The following is a 16,460-nucleotide window of genomic DNA, read 5'->3' on the forward strand; positions in this document are numbered from 1 at the left end:
CCTGATTTCCGGAGGCGACGCCGCAACGCCCCTCAAGAGCAAGTGAGAGAATGAGCGAAGAACCGCGTAAGGGACTCTTCCGGCGCAAGCCCAAGGATCCGAACAAGAAGCCCGGTCGTCTGGCGCAGATGCGTCAGGTCTATGAGCTGTCGGCCAAACACAATAAGGCGACCCCATGGCTGCTGGCCGCAGCTGTGCTGGGCTGCACGATCATCGGCCTCGGTGCCGGATTCGTGTTCGGCGGGATGATCTTCACGACCATCCTCGGCTTCATGGTCGGTCTGCTGCTGGGCATGTTCATGCTCGGTCGTTTCGCCGAGACCGCCGCGTTCGCTCAGATGGACGGACAGCCCGGAGCCTTCGGCGCCGTCCTCAACACCGCTCGTCGCGGCTACCTCATGGATGAGAAGCCGATCGCCATCGACCCGAAGAGCCGCGACCTCGTGTTCCGCTCGACCGGTCGTGCCGGAGTCGTCCTCCTCAGCGAAGGACCGAAGGCTCGCAGTGCGAAGCTGTTGGCCAAAGAGAAGAAGCGTCACGAACGCATCCTCCCCAACGTTCCGATCCACACCTTCCAGGGCGGTAAGGAAGAGGGACAGCTGGCGATGAAGCAGGTCGTTCCGGCCGTGCAGAAGCTGCCTCGCAAGCTCAACCGCGCCGAGGTCCTGGCTGTGCGCAATCGGTTGGCCGCACTGGGAACGCAGGGCTCGCGTCCGCCAATCCCGAAGGGCATCGATCCGAACAAGGCCCGCCCGAACCACAAGGCCATGCGCGGACGCTGATCCTCACACATCCAGCGAAGATCCGCGAAGGCGGCGTCGACTCACTCCGAGTCGGCGCCGCTTCCGTCTCTCCTCCATCCCCTCCCCTAATTACTACCTGACGGCGGCCCAGATACCTCGCGCGAGGTATCTGGGCCGTCAGGTAGCAATCGGAGGGGGTTCAGCGGCGGAGGATGACTGTGTCGGCCGCCAGGTCGTGGAGTCCGCGGTTGTCGCGATTGAAGATGAGAGCGGGAATGACGAGCACGACGAGCACTGCGCGGATGAGCGATTTGAGCAGACCCGGGACATGGCCGTCGAGGCGACGCACCTCGATGCCGAAGATGCGATGCCCCACCGAATAGCCGAGCGTGCCCACGAGCACGAAGTTCTCTACAGCGAAGATCGCTGGCGCTAGGATCGGATTCGCCGGATCGATGAGATTGGCGATCGCCAGACACATCAGCCAGTCGACGAGCAGGGCGAGGATGCGCTTCCACGCCGGGGCCAGAGAATGCGAGCCGTTGACAGGCAGACCCAGCCGCTTTCCGGGCCAGTCGTCTTCTTCCCTGTCGAACCGGGGTCCTTCGAGCCAGGAACCAAGGTCGTCACGATTGATCACTCCCCCAGCCTACGAAATCCGGCCTGAGTGGATCCTCAGGAAACATGCCCGAAACATGGGCGACATCACGACTTCATTCTTCGGCGACTAAGATTGACCGTGGTCAGGACAAACGGCCACCGTACACGAACTAGGAGACCTAAGTGTTCTCGTCTGCTGAAGAACTCGTCAACTACATATCGGACAACGACGTGAAATTCGTCGATGTCCGGTTCTGCGACCTGCCCGGTGTGGTCCAGCACTTCAACCTCCCCGCCGCTTCCTACGGCACTGAGGAGATCACCGAAGGTCTGCTCTTCGACGGGTCCTCCATCACAGGCTTCCAGGGCATCCACGAATCGGATATGAAGCTGCTGGCCGATGTCACCTCCGCGTACATCGACCCCTTCCGCGAGGCCAAGACGCTGGTCGTCACCCACTCGATCGTCGATCCGTTCACCGATGAACCCTACTCGCGCGATCCCCGACAGGTCGCGGCCAAGGCCGAGGCCTATCTCGAATCCACCGGAATCGCCGACACCGTCTTCTTCGGTGCCGAGGCCGAGTTCTACCTCTTCGATTCCATCCGCTACGAGAACACCCCGGGCAGCAGCTTCTACAAGATCGGCTCACAGGAGGCAGCCTGGGACATGGGCACGGATGAGCCCGGCGGAAACCAGGGCTACAAGACTCCGTTCAAAGGCGGCTACTTCCCCGTCTCTCCGCAGGATCAGTACGCCGATATCCGCGACCAGATGTCCCTGACGCTCGAGCAGATCGGCTTCGAGATGGAGCGGGCGCACCACGAGGTCGGCACTGCCGGTCAGCAGGAGATCAACTACAAATTCAAGACCCTCCAGCATGCCGGTGATCAGCTGCTCGACTTCAAGTACGTGATCAAGAACACCGCCTTCGAGCTCGGGAAGTCCGCAACCTTCATGCCCAAGCCGCTCTTCGATGACAACGGCTCGGGCATGCACTGCCACCAGTCGCTGTGGAAGAACGGCGAGCCCCTCTTCTACGACGAGAACGGCTACGGCGGGCTCTCCGACCTGGCCCGCTGGTACATCGGCGGCCTGATCGAACACGCCGGTGCGGTGCTCGCGTTCACGAACCCGACGATCAACTCCTACCGTCGCCTCGTGCCCGGTTATGAAGCTCCGGTCAACCTCGTCTACTCCGCGCGCAACCGTTCGGCCGCGATCCGCATTCCTGTGACCGGAACCTCGCCGAAGGCCAAGCGCCTCGAATTCCGCGTTCCGGACCCTTCGTCGAACCCCTACCTCGCCTTCTCCGCGCAGCTCATGGCCGGGCTCGACGGCATCCGCAACCGCATCGAACCGCCGGAGCCCATCGACAAGGATCTCTACGAGCTCCCGCCGGAGGAGGCCAAGGACATCAAGCTCGTTCCCGGCACCCTCGACGAGGCGCTCAACGAGCTGGAGAAGGACCACGACTTCCTCACCGCCGGAGATGTCTTCACTCCCGACCTCATCGAAACGTGGATCCGCATCAAACGTGAGAACGAACTCGATGTCGCTCGCCTGCGTCCGACGCCGACGGAGTTCGAGCTCTACTACGCACTCTGATCTCAGGCCCGGCCGGATTCCAGTCGGACCGAGAACCGGCATCTGCAGCCGAGTGGAATAGAGTGAGGGCGTCACGGGTTGTCTCCCGTGGCGCCCTTTCGGCTCTGCGGCCGCTGACACGGCCGGTCGGATCACGCACCATCGGAGGGATGGACTTTGACGCACTATGACCTGCTGCTCATCGGCACCGGTTCGGGAAATATGTTCCTCGACAAGCGGTTCGCGGGCCTGAAGACCGCCATCGCCGAGGAATGGCACTTCGGCGGAACCTGCCTCAACGTCGGCTGCATCCCGACGAAGATGTTCGTCTACCCCGCCACCGTTGCTGAGCAGTCGCACCAGGCTGACCGTTACAACCTGACTCCGACCCACCCCGAAGTCGATTGGGCAGGGCTCCAGAAGCGCATCTTCTCCCGCGTCGACGCGATCGAGTCCGGAGGACGCGAGTACCGCAGCAGCGACCGCCAGCCCAATGTCACCGTCGTTCCCGAACACGTTCACTTCACCGGAGAGAAGACCGTACGCACCGCCTCCGGTGAGCAGATCACCGCCGATCGGATCGTCATCGCCGCCGGCGCCCACCCGATGATCCCCGACATCGCCGGGCTCGACACGACCCGCGTCGACACCGGCGACTACCCGGTATTCACTTCGGACACGGTGATGCGCCGTCCCGATCAGCCAGGGCGCCTGGTCATCATCGGCTCCGGGATCGTCGCCATGGAGTTCGCCCATGTCTTCGCCGCCCTCGGCACCGAGGTGACCGTCCTGGCTCGCGGGCCCCGCCTCCTGGGTGATATCGATGCGGAAGCCGCCGACGAATTCACCCGGATCTTCGGCTCCTCCCACACCGTCGTCCACGGGGCCCAGGCCAAGCAGATCGACATCGCCGATGGTGAGGTCACGCTGACCGTCGAACCCAGCGGGCGCCTCGCCGAGGTGGCCCTGCCGGAGACGATCACGGCAGACGGTGTGCTCGTGGCCACCGGGCGCGTCCCCAACACCGCCGAGCTCGACGTGGCGGCCGCCGGTTTCGACCTCACCGACGGCAAACGGCTGTCCGTCGATGAGCACCAACGAGTGCTCTCCGCCGGTCAGCCCGTTCCAGGCGTGTTCGCTCTCGGAGACATCTCCTCACCGCACCAGCTCAAACATGTCGCCAACCACGAAGCGACGATCGTCGGACGCAATCTGGCTGCCGACGTCGCGGCGGGAGGGCCGGGAAGTGCTCCGGTCGACGACCTCGCCGTGGTCAATCACCACGCCGTCCCCGGTGCCGTGTTCACCTCCCCTCAGGTCGCCTATGTGGGAATGACCGAGACGCAGGCCACGGATGCCGGACACGATGTCACGGTCAAGGTGCAGCAGTTCTCCGATGTCGCCTACGGCTGGGCGATGGCCGATGATCCGGGGATCGTGAAGGTCATCGCCGATCGCGGCACCCGGCTCATCCTCGGCGCGCATATCGTCGGGCATGAAGCATCGATGCTCATCCAACCGCTCATTCAGGCCATGGCCTTCGGTCAGACGGCCGACGAGGTGGCCACCGGACAGTACTGGATCCACCCGGCTCTGCCCGAGGTCGTCGAGAACGCCCTGCTCGGGCTCGAATTCGAGGACTGAGCGTTCGACCGACGTCTGATTCGGCGGATGCCCGGGTGAATTCGCCAGAAGGCGAAGTGCCGCGCTCGCCGAGTCAGAAGTCGTAGAAGCGGTGTTCCATCACGGAACGCGCGTGCCTGGTGGTCCGCAGATAGTCGTCTTCGAGGTCATGGCCCGCACCGGCAGGATAGCCGAGGAGGCAGGCCGTGGCCTCGAGCTCTGTGTGGTCGACGGGCAGCGATTCGGCAGTGCGACCGCGGAAGAGCATCACGGCTGAACGCACATCGGTCACCAGCTGCCACGCCGCGGCCAGCTGCTCGGCATCCTCGGCCGGCAGCAGATCCTCGTCCGTGGCCGCAGCGAGAGCCGACAGCGTCGAGGTCGTGCGCAGGCCTTCGACGCGATGCCCGTGTCGGAGCTGCAGCAGCTGAACGGTCCATTCGACATCGGAGAGACTGCCTCGACCGAGCTTGAGATGCCGACGCTTGTCGGCATTGCGGGGCAGACGTTCGTCCTCCATCCGCGCCTTGAGCGTGCGCACCTGTGTCAATGCCTTCTGCGGCATCTCCACCGGGTACCGCAGCGGATCGATCAGCGAGAGGAAATCGGCGATGAGACCGTCGTCGCCGGCGACCGGACGTGCCCGCAGCAGCGCCTGAGCCTCCCACGGCTGGGACCATTTCGCATAGTAGGCCTGGTAGGACGAGAGGCTGCGGACCAACGGTCCGTTCTTGCCTTCGGGACGCAGATCCGCGTCGAGATCCACTCCCTGAGCGCCTTCGCTGGCTTTGAGACGGGAGGACAGTTGGAGTGCCACCTTCGACACGTGCTTGCTCAGCTTCCCACGGGCTTCGGCGTCGAGATCATCGCTGATGGGCCGGTAGACGAACATCAAATCGGCATCGGAGAAGTAGCCGATCTCGCGGCCGCCCCACCGGCCCATGGCGATGATCCCGAACTCGTAGTCCGGTGTCTCGGGGCCGTCGAGGTCTGTTCGGACAGCCTGCAGGGCACCACGTACGGCCAGGTCCATGAGGTCGGAGAGATCGGCGGGTATTGCGGCCCGATCTCCGACGCCGAGGACGTCGCGCAGAGCGATGCGCAGCAGCTCCCGGCTGTAGGTCTCCCGGATCGGTGTCACCGCGTCGGCGCCGTGGCGTCGGAGCAGTCCGTCGACCTCGGCGTTGAGGATCTCCAGATCACGGGCCTCGAGGTTCTCAGGGCGATCCAGCCAAGCCACGGCAGCGGGCTGGCGCAGCAGAAGTTCGGTCGCATACCCGGACAGCGAGAGCACTTCGGCCACCGATTTGGCAGCCAGCCCGGAGTCGCGGAGCATCTTGAGGAACCACCCGGACGATGACAGCGATTCGCTCAGGCGGCGGAAGGCCAGCAGTGCTCGGTCGGGTTCGACCCCGTCGGAGAACCAGTCGAGCAGTGCCGGAAGCACCTGCTTGATGACCATGGCGGTGCGCGACATCCCTGTGGTCAGCGCCTTGATATGGCCCAATGCTCCCTGCGGGTCGACATAGCCGAAGGCCTGGAGACGATCGGCGGCCGCCTGCAGGCTCGTTCCCCGTTTCTGAGCATCCACTACGGCCCCGTGGATGCCGACGGCCGCCTCGAGGATGGGCCGATAGAAGATCTGTTCGTGGAGGCGGGTGACCTGTTTCGCATAGTCCCGGCGGGCCTCTTCGAGGCGGTCTCCGGTTCGCGATCCGGAACGGAAGACGGATCGGGCCAGCATCCGCAGCTTGGCTTCGTCGTCGGGGATGAGCGCATTGCGCATCATCCGCGGGATCTGCACTCGGTGTTCGACGACGCGCATGAACCGGTACGCGGTCGAGAACACGGAGGCGTCCTGCTGGCCGATGTACCCGTGCTCTCCCAGTTCGCCGAGTGCGATGAGCGTGTTCGGGGTGCGGATGTCCTCATCATTGCGCCCGTGGACGAGCTGGAGCATCTGTGCGGAGAACTCGACGTCACGCAGCCCGCCGCGCCCCAGCTTGATCTGGCGTGGGGCTTCGACGGCCGGAATGAGATCGACGACGCGCCGACGCATCGCTCGGATCCCATCGATGAAGCCGACACGGCTGGCCGCCTGCCAGACCAAGGGCAGAAGCGAGTCCGAGAACGCCTCGCCGACCTCGACGTCACCGGCGACGGGTCGGGCCTTGAGCAGGGCCTGGAACTCCCAGTTCTCGGCGATCTCGTCGTAATAGTGTTCGAACTCCGACAGAGTCCGGACGAGCGCCCCGGCTTTGCCTTCGGGACGCAGCGCCGTATCGACCTCCCAGAGTGCGGGCTCGCCCCCGGCGTCGGAGAGGATGCTGCGCATACGCTGAGCGAGATCGGTGGCCGAACTTCTGGCTCCCTCGGTCTCCGCGGAGTCGAGGACGAAGACGACATCGACGTCGGAGACGTAGTTGAGCTCTCGTGCTCCGGTCTTGCCCAGGGCGATGACCGCCAGACGGATGCCGGCCGCCTCGTCGAGTTCGGCACGCGCGATGGCCAGAGCCGTATCCAGCGCGGCCGCGGCCAGATCGGACAGGACGGCCATGACATGATCGACGATCTCTTCCGGGGACTCTGCCGACAGGTCGTCGGCGACGAGGCGCAGGACCGCGTCACGGTAGTTGCGCCGCAGAGCCCTGACGCCTTCGTCACCGGTCACCGTGGCGCGCGGGGCCGGATCGTCCGGATCCGCGCCGAGGGCCGAGAGCATCTCAGCGCGCAGGGACGACGCCGAGGCGGCCGGGGTGGAGATCAGCAGGAACGGGTCCGGGGCAAGCAGCAGAGGAAGCGAGTCGGGATGACGGACCAGGTGGTCGACCATCGCCTCCGAGGTTCCCAGGACTGCGAGCAGGCGGGCCAGGAGCGGACGGTTGAGTTCGTCCTCGGCCAGATCGCTCTTCGTTCCCGACCGCACGGCGTCCAGCAGCGCCGCGGACTCCTCCCCCGCGGCCTCGATCACCCGCAGCAGTCCCAGCGCCGCCCCGTGCGGGTCGGGCACGGCCATGAGCAGGTCGACGAACCGCGAGTCCGTGGCCAGAGGCTGGCCGAGGAGCTCATCGAGCTCATGGAGGAAGCGGGCGGTCGCATCCGGGATGCTGATGGTCCGTGAGGTGATTGCGGCCATCACATCGAGGTGAAGTGCTTGGCGAGTTCGTACGGAGTCACCTGCGCGCGGTAGTCGGTCCATTCCTGCCGCTTGTTGCGCAGGAAGAAGTCGAACACCTCTTCGCCCAGGGTCTCGGCGACGAGGTCCGAGCCTTCCATCAGCTCCAGGGCATGGGACAGGCTGCGCGGCAGCGCTTCGATGCCCATCGCTCGACGTTCGGTGGACGAGAGCAGCCAGACGTTGTCCTCGGCCTCGTCGGGCAGCTCGTAGTCCTCTTCGATCCCCTTGAGCCCTGCGGCGAGCATGAGCGCATAGGACAGGTACGGGTTCGCCGAGGAGTCCAATGCACGGTATTCGACCCGTGCGGATGAGGACTTGCCGGAGTTGTACTGCGGGACCCGCACGAGAGCGGAGCGGTTGCGGTGGCCCCAGGAGATGTAGGACGGGGCTTCGTGGCCGGTCCACAGCCGCTTATAGGAATTCACGTGCTGGTTGGTCACCGCCGAGATCTCGGCAGCGTGGGTGAGCAGTCCTGCGATGAACTGACGGCCGGTCCTCGACAGCTGATATTCGGCGCCCGGCTCGAAGAAGGCATTGTTCTCACCTTCGAACAGGGAAACATGCGTGTGCATCCCGTTGCCCGGGTGCTCGGCCATCGGTTTGGGCATGAACGAGCCGTAGACACCTTGAGAGATCGCGACTTCTTTGATGACCGACCGGAAGGTCATGACGTTGTCGGCCATGGTCAGCGCATCGGCATAGCGCAGATCGATCTCGTTCTGACCCGGTCCGGCCTCATGATGGGAGAACTCCACGGACAATCCCATCGCTTCGAGCATGGTGACCGCTTCGCGGCGGAAGTCGTTGGCCGTTCCGCCGTTGACATGATCGAAGTAGCCGGCCGTGTCGACGGGCCTCGGCGCAGTGCCGTCGCTGATTCCGGAGACGGGGTCGAGGTTGTCGGTCTTGAACAGGTAGAACTCGATCTCAGGATGCACATAGAAGGTGAAGCCGCGTTCGGCGGCCTTCGCCAGAGTGCGTTTGAGGACGTTGCGCGGATCCGCCGGCGCCGGTTCGCCCCCGGGGACGTGGATGTCGCAGAACATCCGCCCTGTCGGTTCGGTCTCTCCGCGCCAGGGCAGCAGAGAGAACGTCGAGGGATCGGGTTTGAGCACCATATCGGCTTCGTACACCCGTGACAGTCCCTCGACTGCCGATCCGTCGAACCCGATGCCTTCGGAGAAGGCACCTTCGAGTTCGGCGGGGACGATGGCCACGGACTTCAGCTGTCCGAGGACATCGGTGAACCAGAGTCGGATGAATCGCACTTCACGATCCTCGACGGTCCTGAGAACGAATTCCTCCTGACGCGACATTCAGCCGTTCCACTTCTCGTCGTCTTCGTCCCACTTCTGATTGCGCTCACGTGCCTTCTCCAGGGCGGCGCGGGCGACTTCCTCGGTCTCGTACGGCCCCATACGGTGGGTCCAATCGCTGACCAGCCCCTTTTCGACGGTGTTCGTCTCGAGGTTGAAGTAGTACTTCGAGTTCGGATCGTCGATATCTTCGTAGAGTCCCATGGCGAGCCTTCTCTCCTCAGCGGGGTTCTGCATTGACACTTTCAGCTTACCGTTTCGGGAGCCGAACTGACGGTACCTGCTCCTCGCGCTCGGTGAACTCCCCTATCTGCGCTTGCGGTGCCGTCTGTCCTCGGCTGGAATCATGTTTTCCGCGCTATCTGGTACTCAAATGCACTGATTCCGTATTCGGGATGACGAAAACAGATTTAAAGGTTTGCTCTCCAAACCTTCAAAGGAATAGAGTTGACACCATCGACGCCCGACGGAGAAGTCGGTCGCCTCCGCCCCTGCGGCACATCATCAGGAGAGAAGGACACACAATGCGCATTTCAGTGCCCACCGAGGTCAAGAACAACGAGTTTCGAGTCGCCATCACCGCTGCCGGAGTCAACGAACTCGTCACCCACGGCCATGAGGTCACCGTGCAGGCGGGAGCCGGCGAAGGCTCCTTCATCACCGATGCCGAATACGAGGCGGCCGGAGCGGCGATCGCCGCCGATGCCGCCACCACCTGGGCCGCCGGCGACCTGGTGCTCAAGGTCAAGGAGCCGATCGCCCAGGAGTACGGGTTCCTGCGCAAGGACCTCGTCCTGTTCACCTATCTCCACCTCGCCGCCGATGAGGCGCTGACGAAGGCCCTGATGGAAGCCGGCACCACGGCCATCGCCTATGAGACCGTCCAGCCCGACGGCGGCGGCCTGCCGCTGCTGGCTCCGATGAGTGAGATCGCCGGTCGCCTGTCGACTCAGGTCGGTGCCCACAGCCTGCTCAAGGCCAATGGTGGTCGTGGCATCCTGCTCTCCGGAGTCCCCGGCGTCGAGCGTGCCAATGTCGTCGTCATCGGTGCCGGTGTGGCCGGGACGAACGCCGCCCGCATGGCTCTGGGTCTCGGTGCGAGAGTCGAGGTCATCGATATCAACATTCCGCGTCTGCGTCAGATCGATGAGACCTTCGCCGGTGCCATCGGCACGAAGGTGTCGAACAAGTACGAGATCACGAAGTCACTGGCCGGTGCCGACCTCGTCATCGGTTCGGTGCTCATCCCGGGCAGGAAGGCGCCGAAGCTCGTCACCGATGAGATGGTCGCCGGGATGAAGCCAGGCTCCGTCCTCGTCGATATCGCCATCGACCAGGGCGGCTGCTTCGAGAACTCGCGACCGACGACGCATGATGATCCGACGTTCACCGTCCACAACTCGGTGTACTACTGCGTGGCGAACATGCCCGGTGCCGTGCCGAACACGGCCACGGCGGCGCTGACGAATGCGACTCTGCCGTTTGCTGTGAAGATCGCTGATCAGGGATGGCACACAGCGTTGTCGAACGATTCGGCGCTGGCCCGGGGACTCAATATCCACAACGGACACGTCACCAACGACAACGTCGCCGACGCATTCGGCCTCGAAGCCGTGTCCGTGGCACACGCGCTGGCGAACTGAGACTTTCGCACTCGTATTGCTACCTGACGGCGGCTCAGCAACCTCGCGAGGTTGCTGAGCCGCCGTCAGGTAGTTCTGGGGGTGCGGCTCAGTCCCGGGTGACGATGGTCGTGTACCTGAAGTGCTCTTCGCACAGTCTGCCTGCCTCCACCCCGTCACCGGCGGCGATCGACTCGACGATCGCGGCGTGGTCGTCTACGGCGTGGTCGAAGAGCTCAGCGGAGAACGGGTCGTGACGGAAACCGGCGTTGATCTTCGTATCGAGATCGATGGCCATGCGCACGAGTTCCGGGTTGTGCCCGGCGCGGGCGATGGCGAAATGGAACTGCGCGTCCGCGGTGCGAGCGGCGGCCGCCTCGGCGCGCTGGGAATAGACCTCGGCCAACTCACGGAGTTCGCTCAGCTCCTCCTCGGTGCGTCGGCGCGCCGCGGTCGCCGCCAGCGAATTCTGGAAGACCGCGCGAGCGTCGAGAAGATTCCGACGTTCGGCATGGAATTCGTCGATCCTGCCGGCCATGGGCGCCAGCGCCTCGGGGCGGGCGGTCTTGACGAACGTCCCTCCCCCACGACCCCGGCGGCGTTCGACGACACCGAGCCGTTCGAGCCGCAGCAGGGCTGCGCGCACGCTCGAGCGAGACACCTGGAGATCTGCGGCCAAGGTCCGTTCGCCCGGCAGCAGAGTGCCTTCCGGCAACGCTCCCACGGCGATTCCGGAGAGGATGTGGTCGGCGATCTGCTGCGGCGCGCTCGTCAGGCTCACCACGTCGCTCAGCCCGGCGAACTCGTGGCCCGCCGATGTCGTGTCCTCGCTCAATCTGCCTCCCGTTTCCTTGGCACGGCTGCTTCCGATTCTAGACTCCACAGGGCCCTCGCCGCGGCATCGACAGGCGAGCAGGCGGCGGGACAAAGCCGCGTTTCCAGCATAGGATCGACACCATCATGACTGTTCACACTCGCCTGCTCACGCCCGGCACCATATCGCCCGAACGCGGTGTGCCGAAGGACATTCCCCGCCCCGAATACGTCGGACGCGCCGACGCCGATGAGGGCCGCGGAAACAATTTCTACAGCCCCGAGGAGATCGAGGTCGTCCGAGCGGCCGGTCGGATCGCGGCCGATGCCCTGGCCGCCGTCGGCGAGATGATCGCCCCCGGCATCACCACCGATGACATCGACAAGGCAGCGCACGAGTTCATGTGCGATCACGGAGCGTACCCGTCGACGCTGGGCTATCGCGGGTTTCCGAAGTCCGTATGCACCTCCGTCAACGAGGTGGTCTGCCACGGGATCCCCGATTCGACCGTCATCGAAGACGGCGACATCGTCAATGTCGACATCACCGCCTACTACCAGGGCATGCACGGGGATACGAACTACACATTCACCGCCGGCGAGGTCGACGAGGAGTCGCGCCTGCTCGTCGAACGCACCTATGAGTCGATGATGCGCGGAATCAAGGCGGTCAGACCCGGCCGTCAGATCAACGTCATCGGACGAGTGATCGAGAAATATGCGAAGCGCTTCGACTACGGAGTCGTGCGCGACTACAGCGGCCACGGTGTCGGCCGTGAGTTCCATTCCGGCCTCATCATCCCCCACTATGACGCAGCCCCCGCCCACGCCGAGACGATTGAGCCGGGAATGATCTTCACGATCGAGCCCATGCTCAACCTCGGCACGATCGACTGGGACGTCTGGGATGACGCCTGGACCGTGGTGACGAAGGATCGCAGACGCTCTGCCCAGTTCGAACACACACTGGTCGTGACCGAGGCGGGTGCCGATATCCTGACCCTGCCCGATGTCGACACCGCGATCGCCGCGGGACCTGCACACGAGGGGAATTGAGATGAGCGCGGAGACCTCCCCACGGTTTGCGATCGGCATCGACATCGGAGGGACCGGGATCAAAGCGGCGCTCGTCGATACGGTCACGGGAAAGCTGCCGTTCAAGCGGCTGCGCGAGCTCACCCCGAAACCGAGCACCCCCGATGCGGTGGCCGCGACGATCGTCACGCTGCTGGATGCGCTGAGCGCGCGCGCCCTCGAGCTCGAGCTCGTCACCGATCGTGCGGATCTGGACTCCCTGCCCGTCGGCTGCGGGTTTCCCGGGGTCATCCGCGAGGGACGTGTCGAATACACAGCGAACCTCGATCAGAGTTGGATCGGTTCGCCCATCGCCGAGATCATCGGGCAGAGCACCGGCCGCACGGTGTATTTCCTCAATGATGCGGATGCGGCCGGCCTGGCCGAGATGATCTTCGGCGCCGGTCGCAGACACCGGAAGAAGACGGTGCTGCTGACGACGCTGGGCACGGGAATCGGAACCGCCCTGTTCACTCAGGGCCGGTTGGTTCCCTACACCGAGCTCGGTCATATCGAGATGAATGGCGCCGATGCCGAGACGCAGGCCGCGGAATCGGTCAGGACCCGACTGGGACTGACCTATCCCGAATGGGCGGCCCGGCTGCAGCAGTACTATTCGATGATCGAACTGCTCGTCGCCCCGGACGTCATCATCGTCGGCGGCGGGGTCTCGAAGTCCCAAGACCAGTTCCTGCCGCTCATCAGGACGCGAGCCAAACTCAAACCGGCGAAACTGTACAACAACGCCGGAATCGTCGGCGCAGCGATGATCGCGGTCAACGGCGGAAAGGCGAAGGTCCGCCGCAGCCGATCATGAAGGCCGCAGCCGGTCCTGAGAGGTCGACGCGCCTCTTGAGGGCGTGGAGGGCGAGGGTGAGGACAGGCCACCGATAAGCCGGGTTCTGTCGACGAGTCGGTCGCCCTTCTCGCCTGACGGTCATCTATCTGGGACCGATGTTGCCACCGGCCTCAAGCAATCCACCCGACGACTCGGCGAGCAGCCTCGAACGTCGTCTGTCTGATCTTGCTCCGGATGGGGTTTACCCAGCAGCGACGGTCACCCGCCGCTCTGGTGGTCTCTTACACCACCGTTTCACCCTTACCCAGTCGGAACTGGGCGGTCTGCTTTCTGTTGCACTGGCCCGCGGGTCGCCCCGGGTGGGTGTTACCCACCATCCCTGCTCTGTGGAGCCCGGACGTTCCTCAGCCGAAATCGGCCGCGACCGCCTGGTGACCTGTCCTCAGGCATCCCAGTGTAGTCGCTCGGCTAAGCTGCGATCCACGCAGGGCCTGTGGTGCCGCGGCGCCCACGCGCCGAACGTGATGAACCTCATCCGCACCGGGTCCGAACCGGCTCAGTCGGTGATCATACGATGGGGTGGTGAAGATCCTGCTGCCGCCCTCCGAGGGCAAGACTCCGTCGTCAACCGGCCCCACCCTCGACCTCGACAGACTCTCGGCTCCGGAACTCACAGCGAAACGCAAGCGGGTCCTGTCCGCACTGAAGAAGATCTCGAAGCGTCGGGATGCCCTCGAGAAGCTCGGTGTCGGAGCGTCACTGGCAGAGGACGTCGAACGGAACACGGTTCTCGATGAGATCCCCTGCGCTCCCGCTCTGCTCACCTACTCTGGGGTCCTCTACGAGGCAATGGGCGCCGGCGAACTGGTGGCTCGTGCGGAACGGGACGAGACTCTGCGCGAACGCCTCCACGACGTCCACGTCTTCTCGGCCCTGTTCGGTCGAGTCCACGGACTCGATGAGATCCCCGCTTATCGTCTGGCGATGAAGACCGATCTGGGGACCCTGGGAAAGCTGACGTCCTATTGGAAGCCGATTCTGGCGAAGTCGTGTTCCCTCGACTCCGCCGAGGTGGCCCTCGACTGCCGTTCGAGTGATTACCGTTCAGTGTGGCCGGGACCCAACGATCAGGTGGTCACCATGGGCGCCGTGTCCGTCAGTGACGGAAAGCGTCGTGTCGTCTCCCATTGGGCGAAGTTCTACAGGGGTGAGTTCGCCGGTCGGCTGCTCTCCGACGACCGTCCTCCGCCGGAGACTGCCGAGGGCCTCGTGGCCCGGGCCGAAGAGTTCTACGAGGTCGAGTTCACCGCACCGACGAAATCGAAACCGGCGAACCTCATGATCGTCCTCCGGGACTGACCCGTCCTGCGGAGGCGAACGGCGATCGGCTGAATCGAGTTCAGCTGCGTCGCAGGAGCACCGCTTCGCACTCCTCGCACTCATAGGTTTCGTTGACATCGGCTCCGAGCATCCCATGCCAGGCGGCCCCGCCGATCTCCTGCCCGCACGCCTGACAGTTCGGCCCGTTGAGCAGCGCGGCTCCGGGCCCGCCCTGCCGGACATTGGCATCGAATGCCGTGAGCAGCTGCTGCGGCATTTCGCTTCTCGGACCTGCCGCAGCGGATTCGTTGTCGGCGATGAGGTCACGCAGTTCGGCCTTCCGGTCCTTCACCGCGGTCTGCACCTCTCTGCCGGAGGCCGTGACGTCGGCGATCCGATCATCGACTGCCGACAGCTCGGCCTCGGCGGCCTCGAGGTGTTCCATCTCCTCCAGCTGAGACTCCTCGATCTCGGAGACCCGAGCTTCGTGACCGGCGATCTCCTCCTGCAGATTCACCATGTCTCGGCTCGTCAGGCCGGTGCCGTCGTTGAGTTCGGCGGTCTTCTTCTCGATCTTCGACCGCTGTGCTTCGATGAGTTCGGTCGCTTCGGCGATGGCCTGCTGGTGGCCCTCGACGACCGCGGCGGCTTCGGTCCGCTTCTCTCCGAGCTCCTTGTGGCGGGTGATGAGCTCCTGCAGCTCTTCGGCCCGCTTCGGATTGTCGTGTTCGAACCGCAGAGCACGTCCGTGGGCGGTGAGCTCGATGAGGGTCTGCAGTGCCGTTCTCTGGCTGTCGGTGATGAGCATCGTCGGTCTCCTCGTCAGTAGCGTTCGACCCAGGGGTCGGTGTTGACCGCCGAGTGCTGCAGCGAGACGGTGAACCCGCGTGCGGCGAATTCGGCTTCCAGCGCTTCGGCCGCCGCAGTGAGCCACACCGTCTCCGACGCCCAGTGGGAGACGTCGATGAGCGAGAGCCCGCTCTCCCGGCGATTCGCAGTGTCGAGCGCCTCTGTGGCGGGGTGGTGGCGCAGGTCGGCAGTCACATACACGTCGGCCCCGCTGGCTCGGACCTCGTCGAAGAGCGAATCACCGGCGCCGCCGCAGACGGCCACGCGGGTGACTGGCGCTGCCGGGTCGCCTGCGATGCGCACCCCGGTCGTGGTGCGCGGCAGGTGAGCGGCCAAGCGTCTGGCCAAGTCTCGGACAGGGGTGGGATGATCAAGATCGCCGACGCGACCGATCCCCGTCGGCTGGGAGTCGGTGTCCGGTCCGTCAGCAAGGCTGTGCGCAGCCAAGGGCTGCGCATCCTCGATGCCCATGAGTGAGATGAGCACGTCCGAGACTCCGCCGCGAGCCGAATCGGCGTTCGTGTGCGCGTTGAACAACGCAATATCGTTGCTGATGAGCGTGTGCACGGCCCCGCCCTTCAGCGTTGCGGCGTTGACCGACTTCACGGGTTTGAGCATGAGCGGATGATGGTTGAACACCAGATCCGCACCAAGGACGACAGCCTCGGCGATCACAGCGTCCATCGGGTCCAGTGCCAAGAGGATCGATCGGACCTCGGCGTCGGGGTCACCGACCGCCAATCCCACGGAGTCCCAGGACTCGGCCAGGGCCGGCGGCCACAGCGAGTCGAAGACCTCAACGCAGTCGCTCACCTTCGGATGTCTCATGCCCCCACACTATTACATCGGGGCCGACGCCCATGGCCTGCATCGCGGTGGCCGCGACCATGCCGAGGGCGAGGCAGAGATCGGCGGACGATTTTCGACGAACGTGAT

The 16,460-nt window shown here is 64.5% G+C and carries 14 protein-coding genes and 1 other RNA gene; 7 read left to right on the top strand and 8 right to left on the bottom strand.

Going from position 1 to position 16,460, the window contains the following annotated elements; translation table 11 throughout:
- Positions 1 to 50 precede the first annotated feature (50 nt).
- Positions 51 to 782 carry a DUF4191 domain-containing protein gene (locus FHG09_RS04445; protein ID WP_152346494.1) on the top strand — a complete coding sequence of 244 codons (732 nt, stop codon included), beginning with the start codon at positions 51 to 53 and terminating at the stop codon, positions 780 to 782.
- A 160-nt stretch (positions 783 to 942) separates the two neighbouring features.
- On the opposite strand, the gene FHG09_RS04450 is transcribed toward FHG09_RS04445, so the two are convergent.
- Entirely contained in the window at positions 943 to 1,383 is a 441-nt protein-coding gene (locus FHG09_RS04450) for an RDD family protein (protein ID WP_152346495.1), read from the bottom strand.
- Positions 1,384 to 1,526: 143 nt separating this feature from the next.
- Here FHG09_RS04450 and glnA (FHG09_RS04455) point away from each other — a divergent pair, with 143 nt between their 5' ends.
- The gene (gene glnA, locus FHG09_RS04455) at positions 1,527 to 2,951 is read left to right on the top strand and encodes a type I glutamate--ammonia ligase (RefSeq protein WP_152346496.1); all 1,425 of its coding nucleotides are present in this window, start codon (positions 1,527 to 1,529) and stop codon (positions 2,949 to 2,951) included.
- 156 nt (positions 2,952 to 3,107) lie between these two features.
- Positions 3,108 to 4,574, top strand: coding sequence for a mycothione reductase (locus FHG09_RS04460; RefSeq protein WP_152346497.1), 1,467 nt, complete (start codon positions 3,108 to 3,110; stop codon positions 4,572 to 4,574).
- A 73-nt stretch (positions 4,575 to 4,647) separates the two neighbouring features.
- Here the strand turns inward: FHG09_RS04460 and FHG09_RS04465 are convergent, their stop codons facing one another.
- From FHG09_RS04465 to FHG09_RS04475, 3 genes are read right to left on the bottom strand one after another with little or no spacing between them, the layout of a single operon-like run.
- The gene (locus FHG09_RS04465; RefSeq protein ID WP_152346498.1) at positions 4,648 to 7,689 is read right to left on the bottom strand and encodes a bifunctional [glutamine synthetase] adenylyltransferase/[glutamine synthetase]-adenylyl-L-tyrosine phosphorylase; all 3,042 of its coding nucleotides are present in this window, start codon (positions 7,687 to 7,689) and stop codon (positions 4,648 to 4,650) included.
- Positions 7,689 to 9,047, bottom strand: a complete 1,359-nt coding sequence (gene glnA / locus FHG09_RS04470) for a type I glutamate--ammonia ligase (RefSeq protein ID WP_152346499.1) — start codon at positions 9,045 to 9,047, stop codon at positions 7,689 to 7,691. The genes FHG09_RS04465 and glnA (FHG09_RS04470) overlap by 1 nt, the downstream gene beginning before the upstream one ends.
- On the bottom strand, positions 9,048 to 9,251 hold the full coding sequence (locus tag FHG09_RS04475; protein ID WP_035320335.1) for a hypothetical protein: 204 nt from the start codon (positions 9,249 to 9,251) through the stop codon (positions 9,048 to 9,050).
- Positions 9,252 to 9,571: 320 nt separating this feature from the next.
- Here FHG09_RS04475 and ald point away from each other — a divergent pair, with 320 nt between their 5' ends.
- Positions 9,572 to 10,690, top strand: a complete 1,119-nt coding sequence (gene ald, locus FHG09_RS04480; protein WP_152346500.1) for an alanine dehydrogenase — start codon at positions 9,572 to 9,574, stop codon at positions 10,688 to 10,690.
- A gap of 88 nt (positions 10,691 to 10,778) precedes the next feature.
- Here ald and FHG09_RS04485 read toward each other — a convergent pair whose 3' ends face one another.
- The gene (locus FHG09_RS04485) at positions 10,779 to 11,504 is read right to left on the bottom strand and encodes a FadR/GntR family transcriptional regulator (RefSeq protein ID WP_152346501.1); all 726 of its coding nucleotides are present in this window, start codon (positions 11,502 to 11,504) and stop codon (positions 10,779 to 10,781) included.
- Positions 11,505 to 11,629: 125 nt separating this feature from the next.
- Between FHG09_RS04485 and map the strand changes: the two genes are divergently transcribed.
- Both map and ppgK read left to right on the top strand, forming a co-directional pair.
- The gene (map, locus tag FHG09_RS04490) at positions 11,630 to 12,538 is read left to right on the top strand and encodes a type I methionyl aminopeptidase (protein WP_152346502.1); all 909 of its coding nucleotides are present in this window, start codon (positions 11,630 to 11,632) and stop codon (positions 12,536 to 12,538) included.
- Between the two features lies 1 nt (position 12,539).
- Entirely contained in the window at positions 12,540 to 13,373 is an 834-nt protein-coding gene (gene ppgK, locus FHG09_RS04495) for a polyphosphate--glucose phosphotransferase (protein ID WP_152346503.1), read from the top strand.
- Between the two features lie 58 nt (positions 13,374 to 13,431).
- Here ppgK and rnpB read toward each other — a convergent pair.
- Positions 13,432 to 13,795, bottom strand: an RNA gene (gene rnpB, locus FHG09_RS04500) — RNase P RNA component class A.
- A 142-nt stretch (positions 13,796 to 13,937) separates the two neighbouring features.
- Here rnpB and FHG09_RS04505 point away from each other — a divergent pair.
- Positions 13,938 to 14,714: a YaaA family protein gene (locus FHG09_RS04505; RefSeq protein WP_152346504.1), complete on the top strand. Its 777-nt coding sequence runs from the start codon at positions 13,938 to 13,940 to the stop codon at positions 14,712 to 14,714.
- A gap of 40 nt (positions 14,715 to 14,754) precedes the next feature.
- Here FHG09_RS04505 and FHG09_RS04510 read toward each other — a convergent pair whose 3' ends face one another.
- Complete coding sequence (locus FHG09_RS04510) at positions 14,755 to 15,483, bottom strand: zinc ribbon domain-containing protein (RefSeq protein WP_152346505.1); 729 nt, start codon at positions 15,481 to 15,483, stop codon at positions 14,755 to 14,757.
- Positions 15,484 to 15,497: 14 nt separating this feature from the next.
- Positions 15,498 to 16,352, bottom strand: coding sequence for a Nif3-like dinuclear metal center hexameric protein (locus FHG09_RS04515; protein ID WP_152346506.1), 855 nt, complete (start codon positions 16,350 to 16,352; stop codon positions 15,498 to 15,500).
- Positions 16,353 to 16,460 lie beyond the last annotated feature (108 nt).

Origin of the sequence: Brevibacterium sp. CFH 10365 (assembly GCF_009299785.1) — a bacterium.
Lineage (GTDB): Bacteria > Actinomycetota > Actinomycetes > Actinomycetales > Brevibacteriaceae > Brevibacterium > Brevibacterium limosum.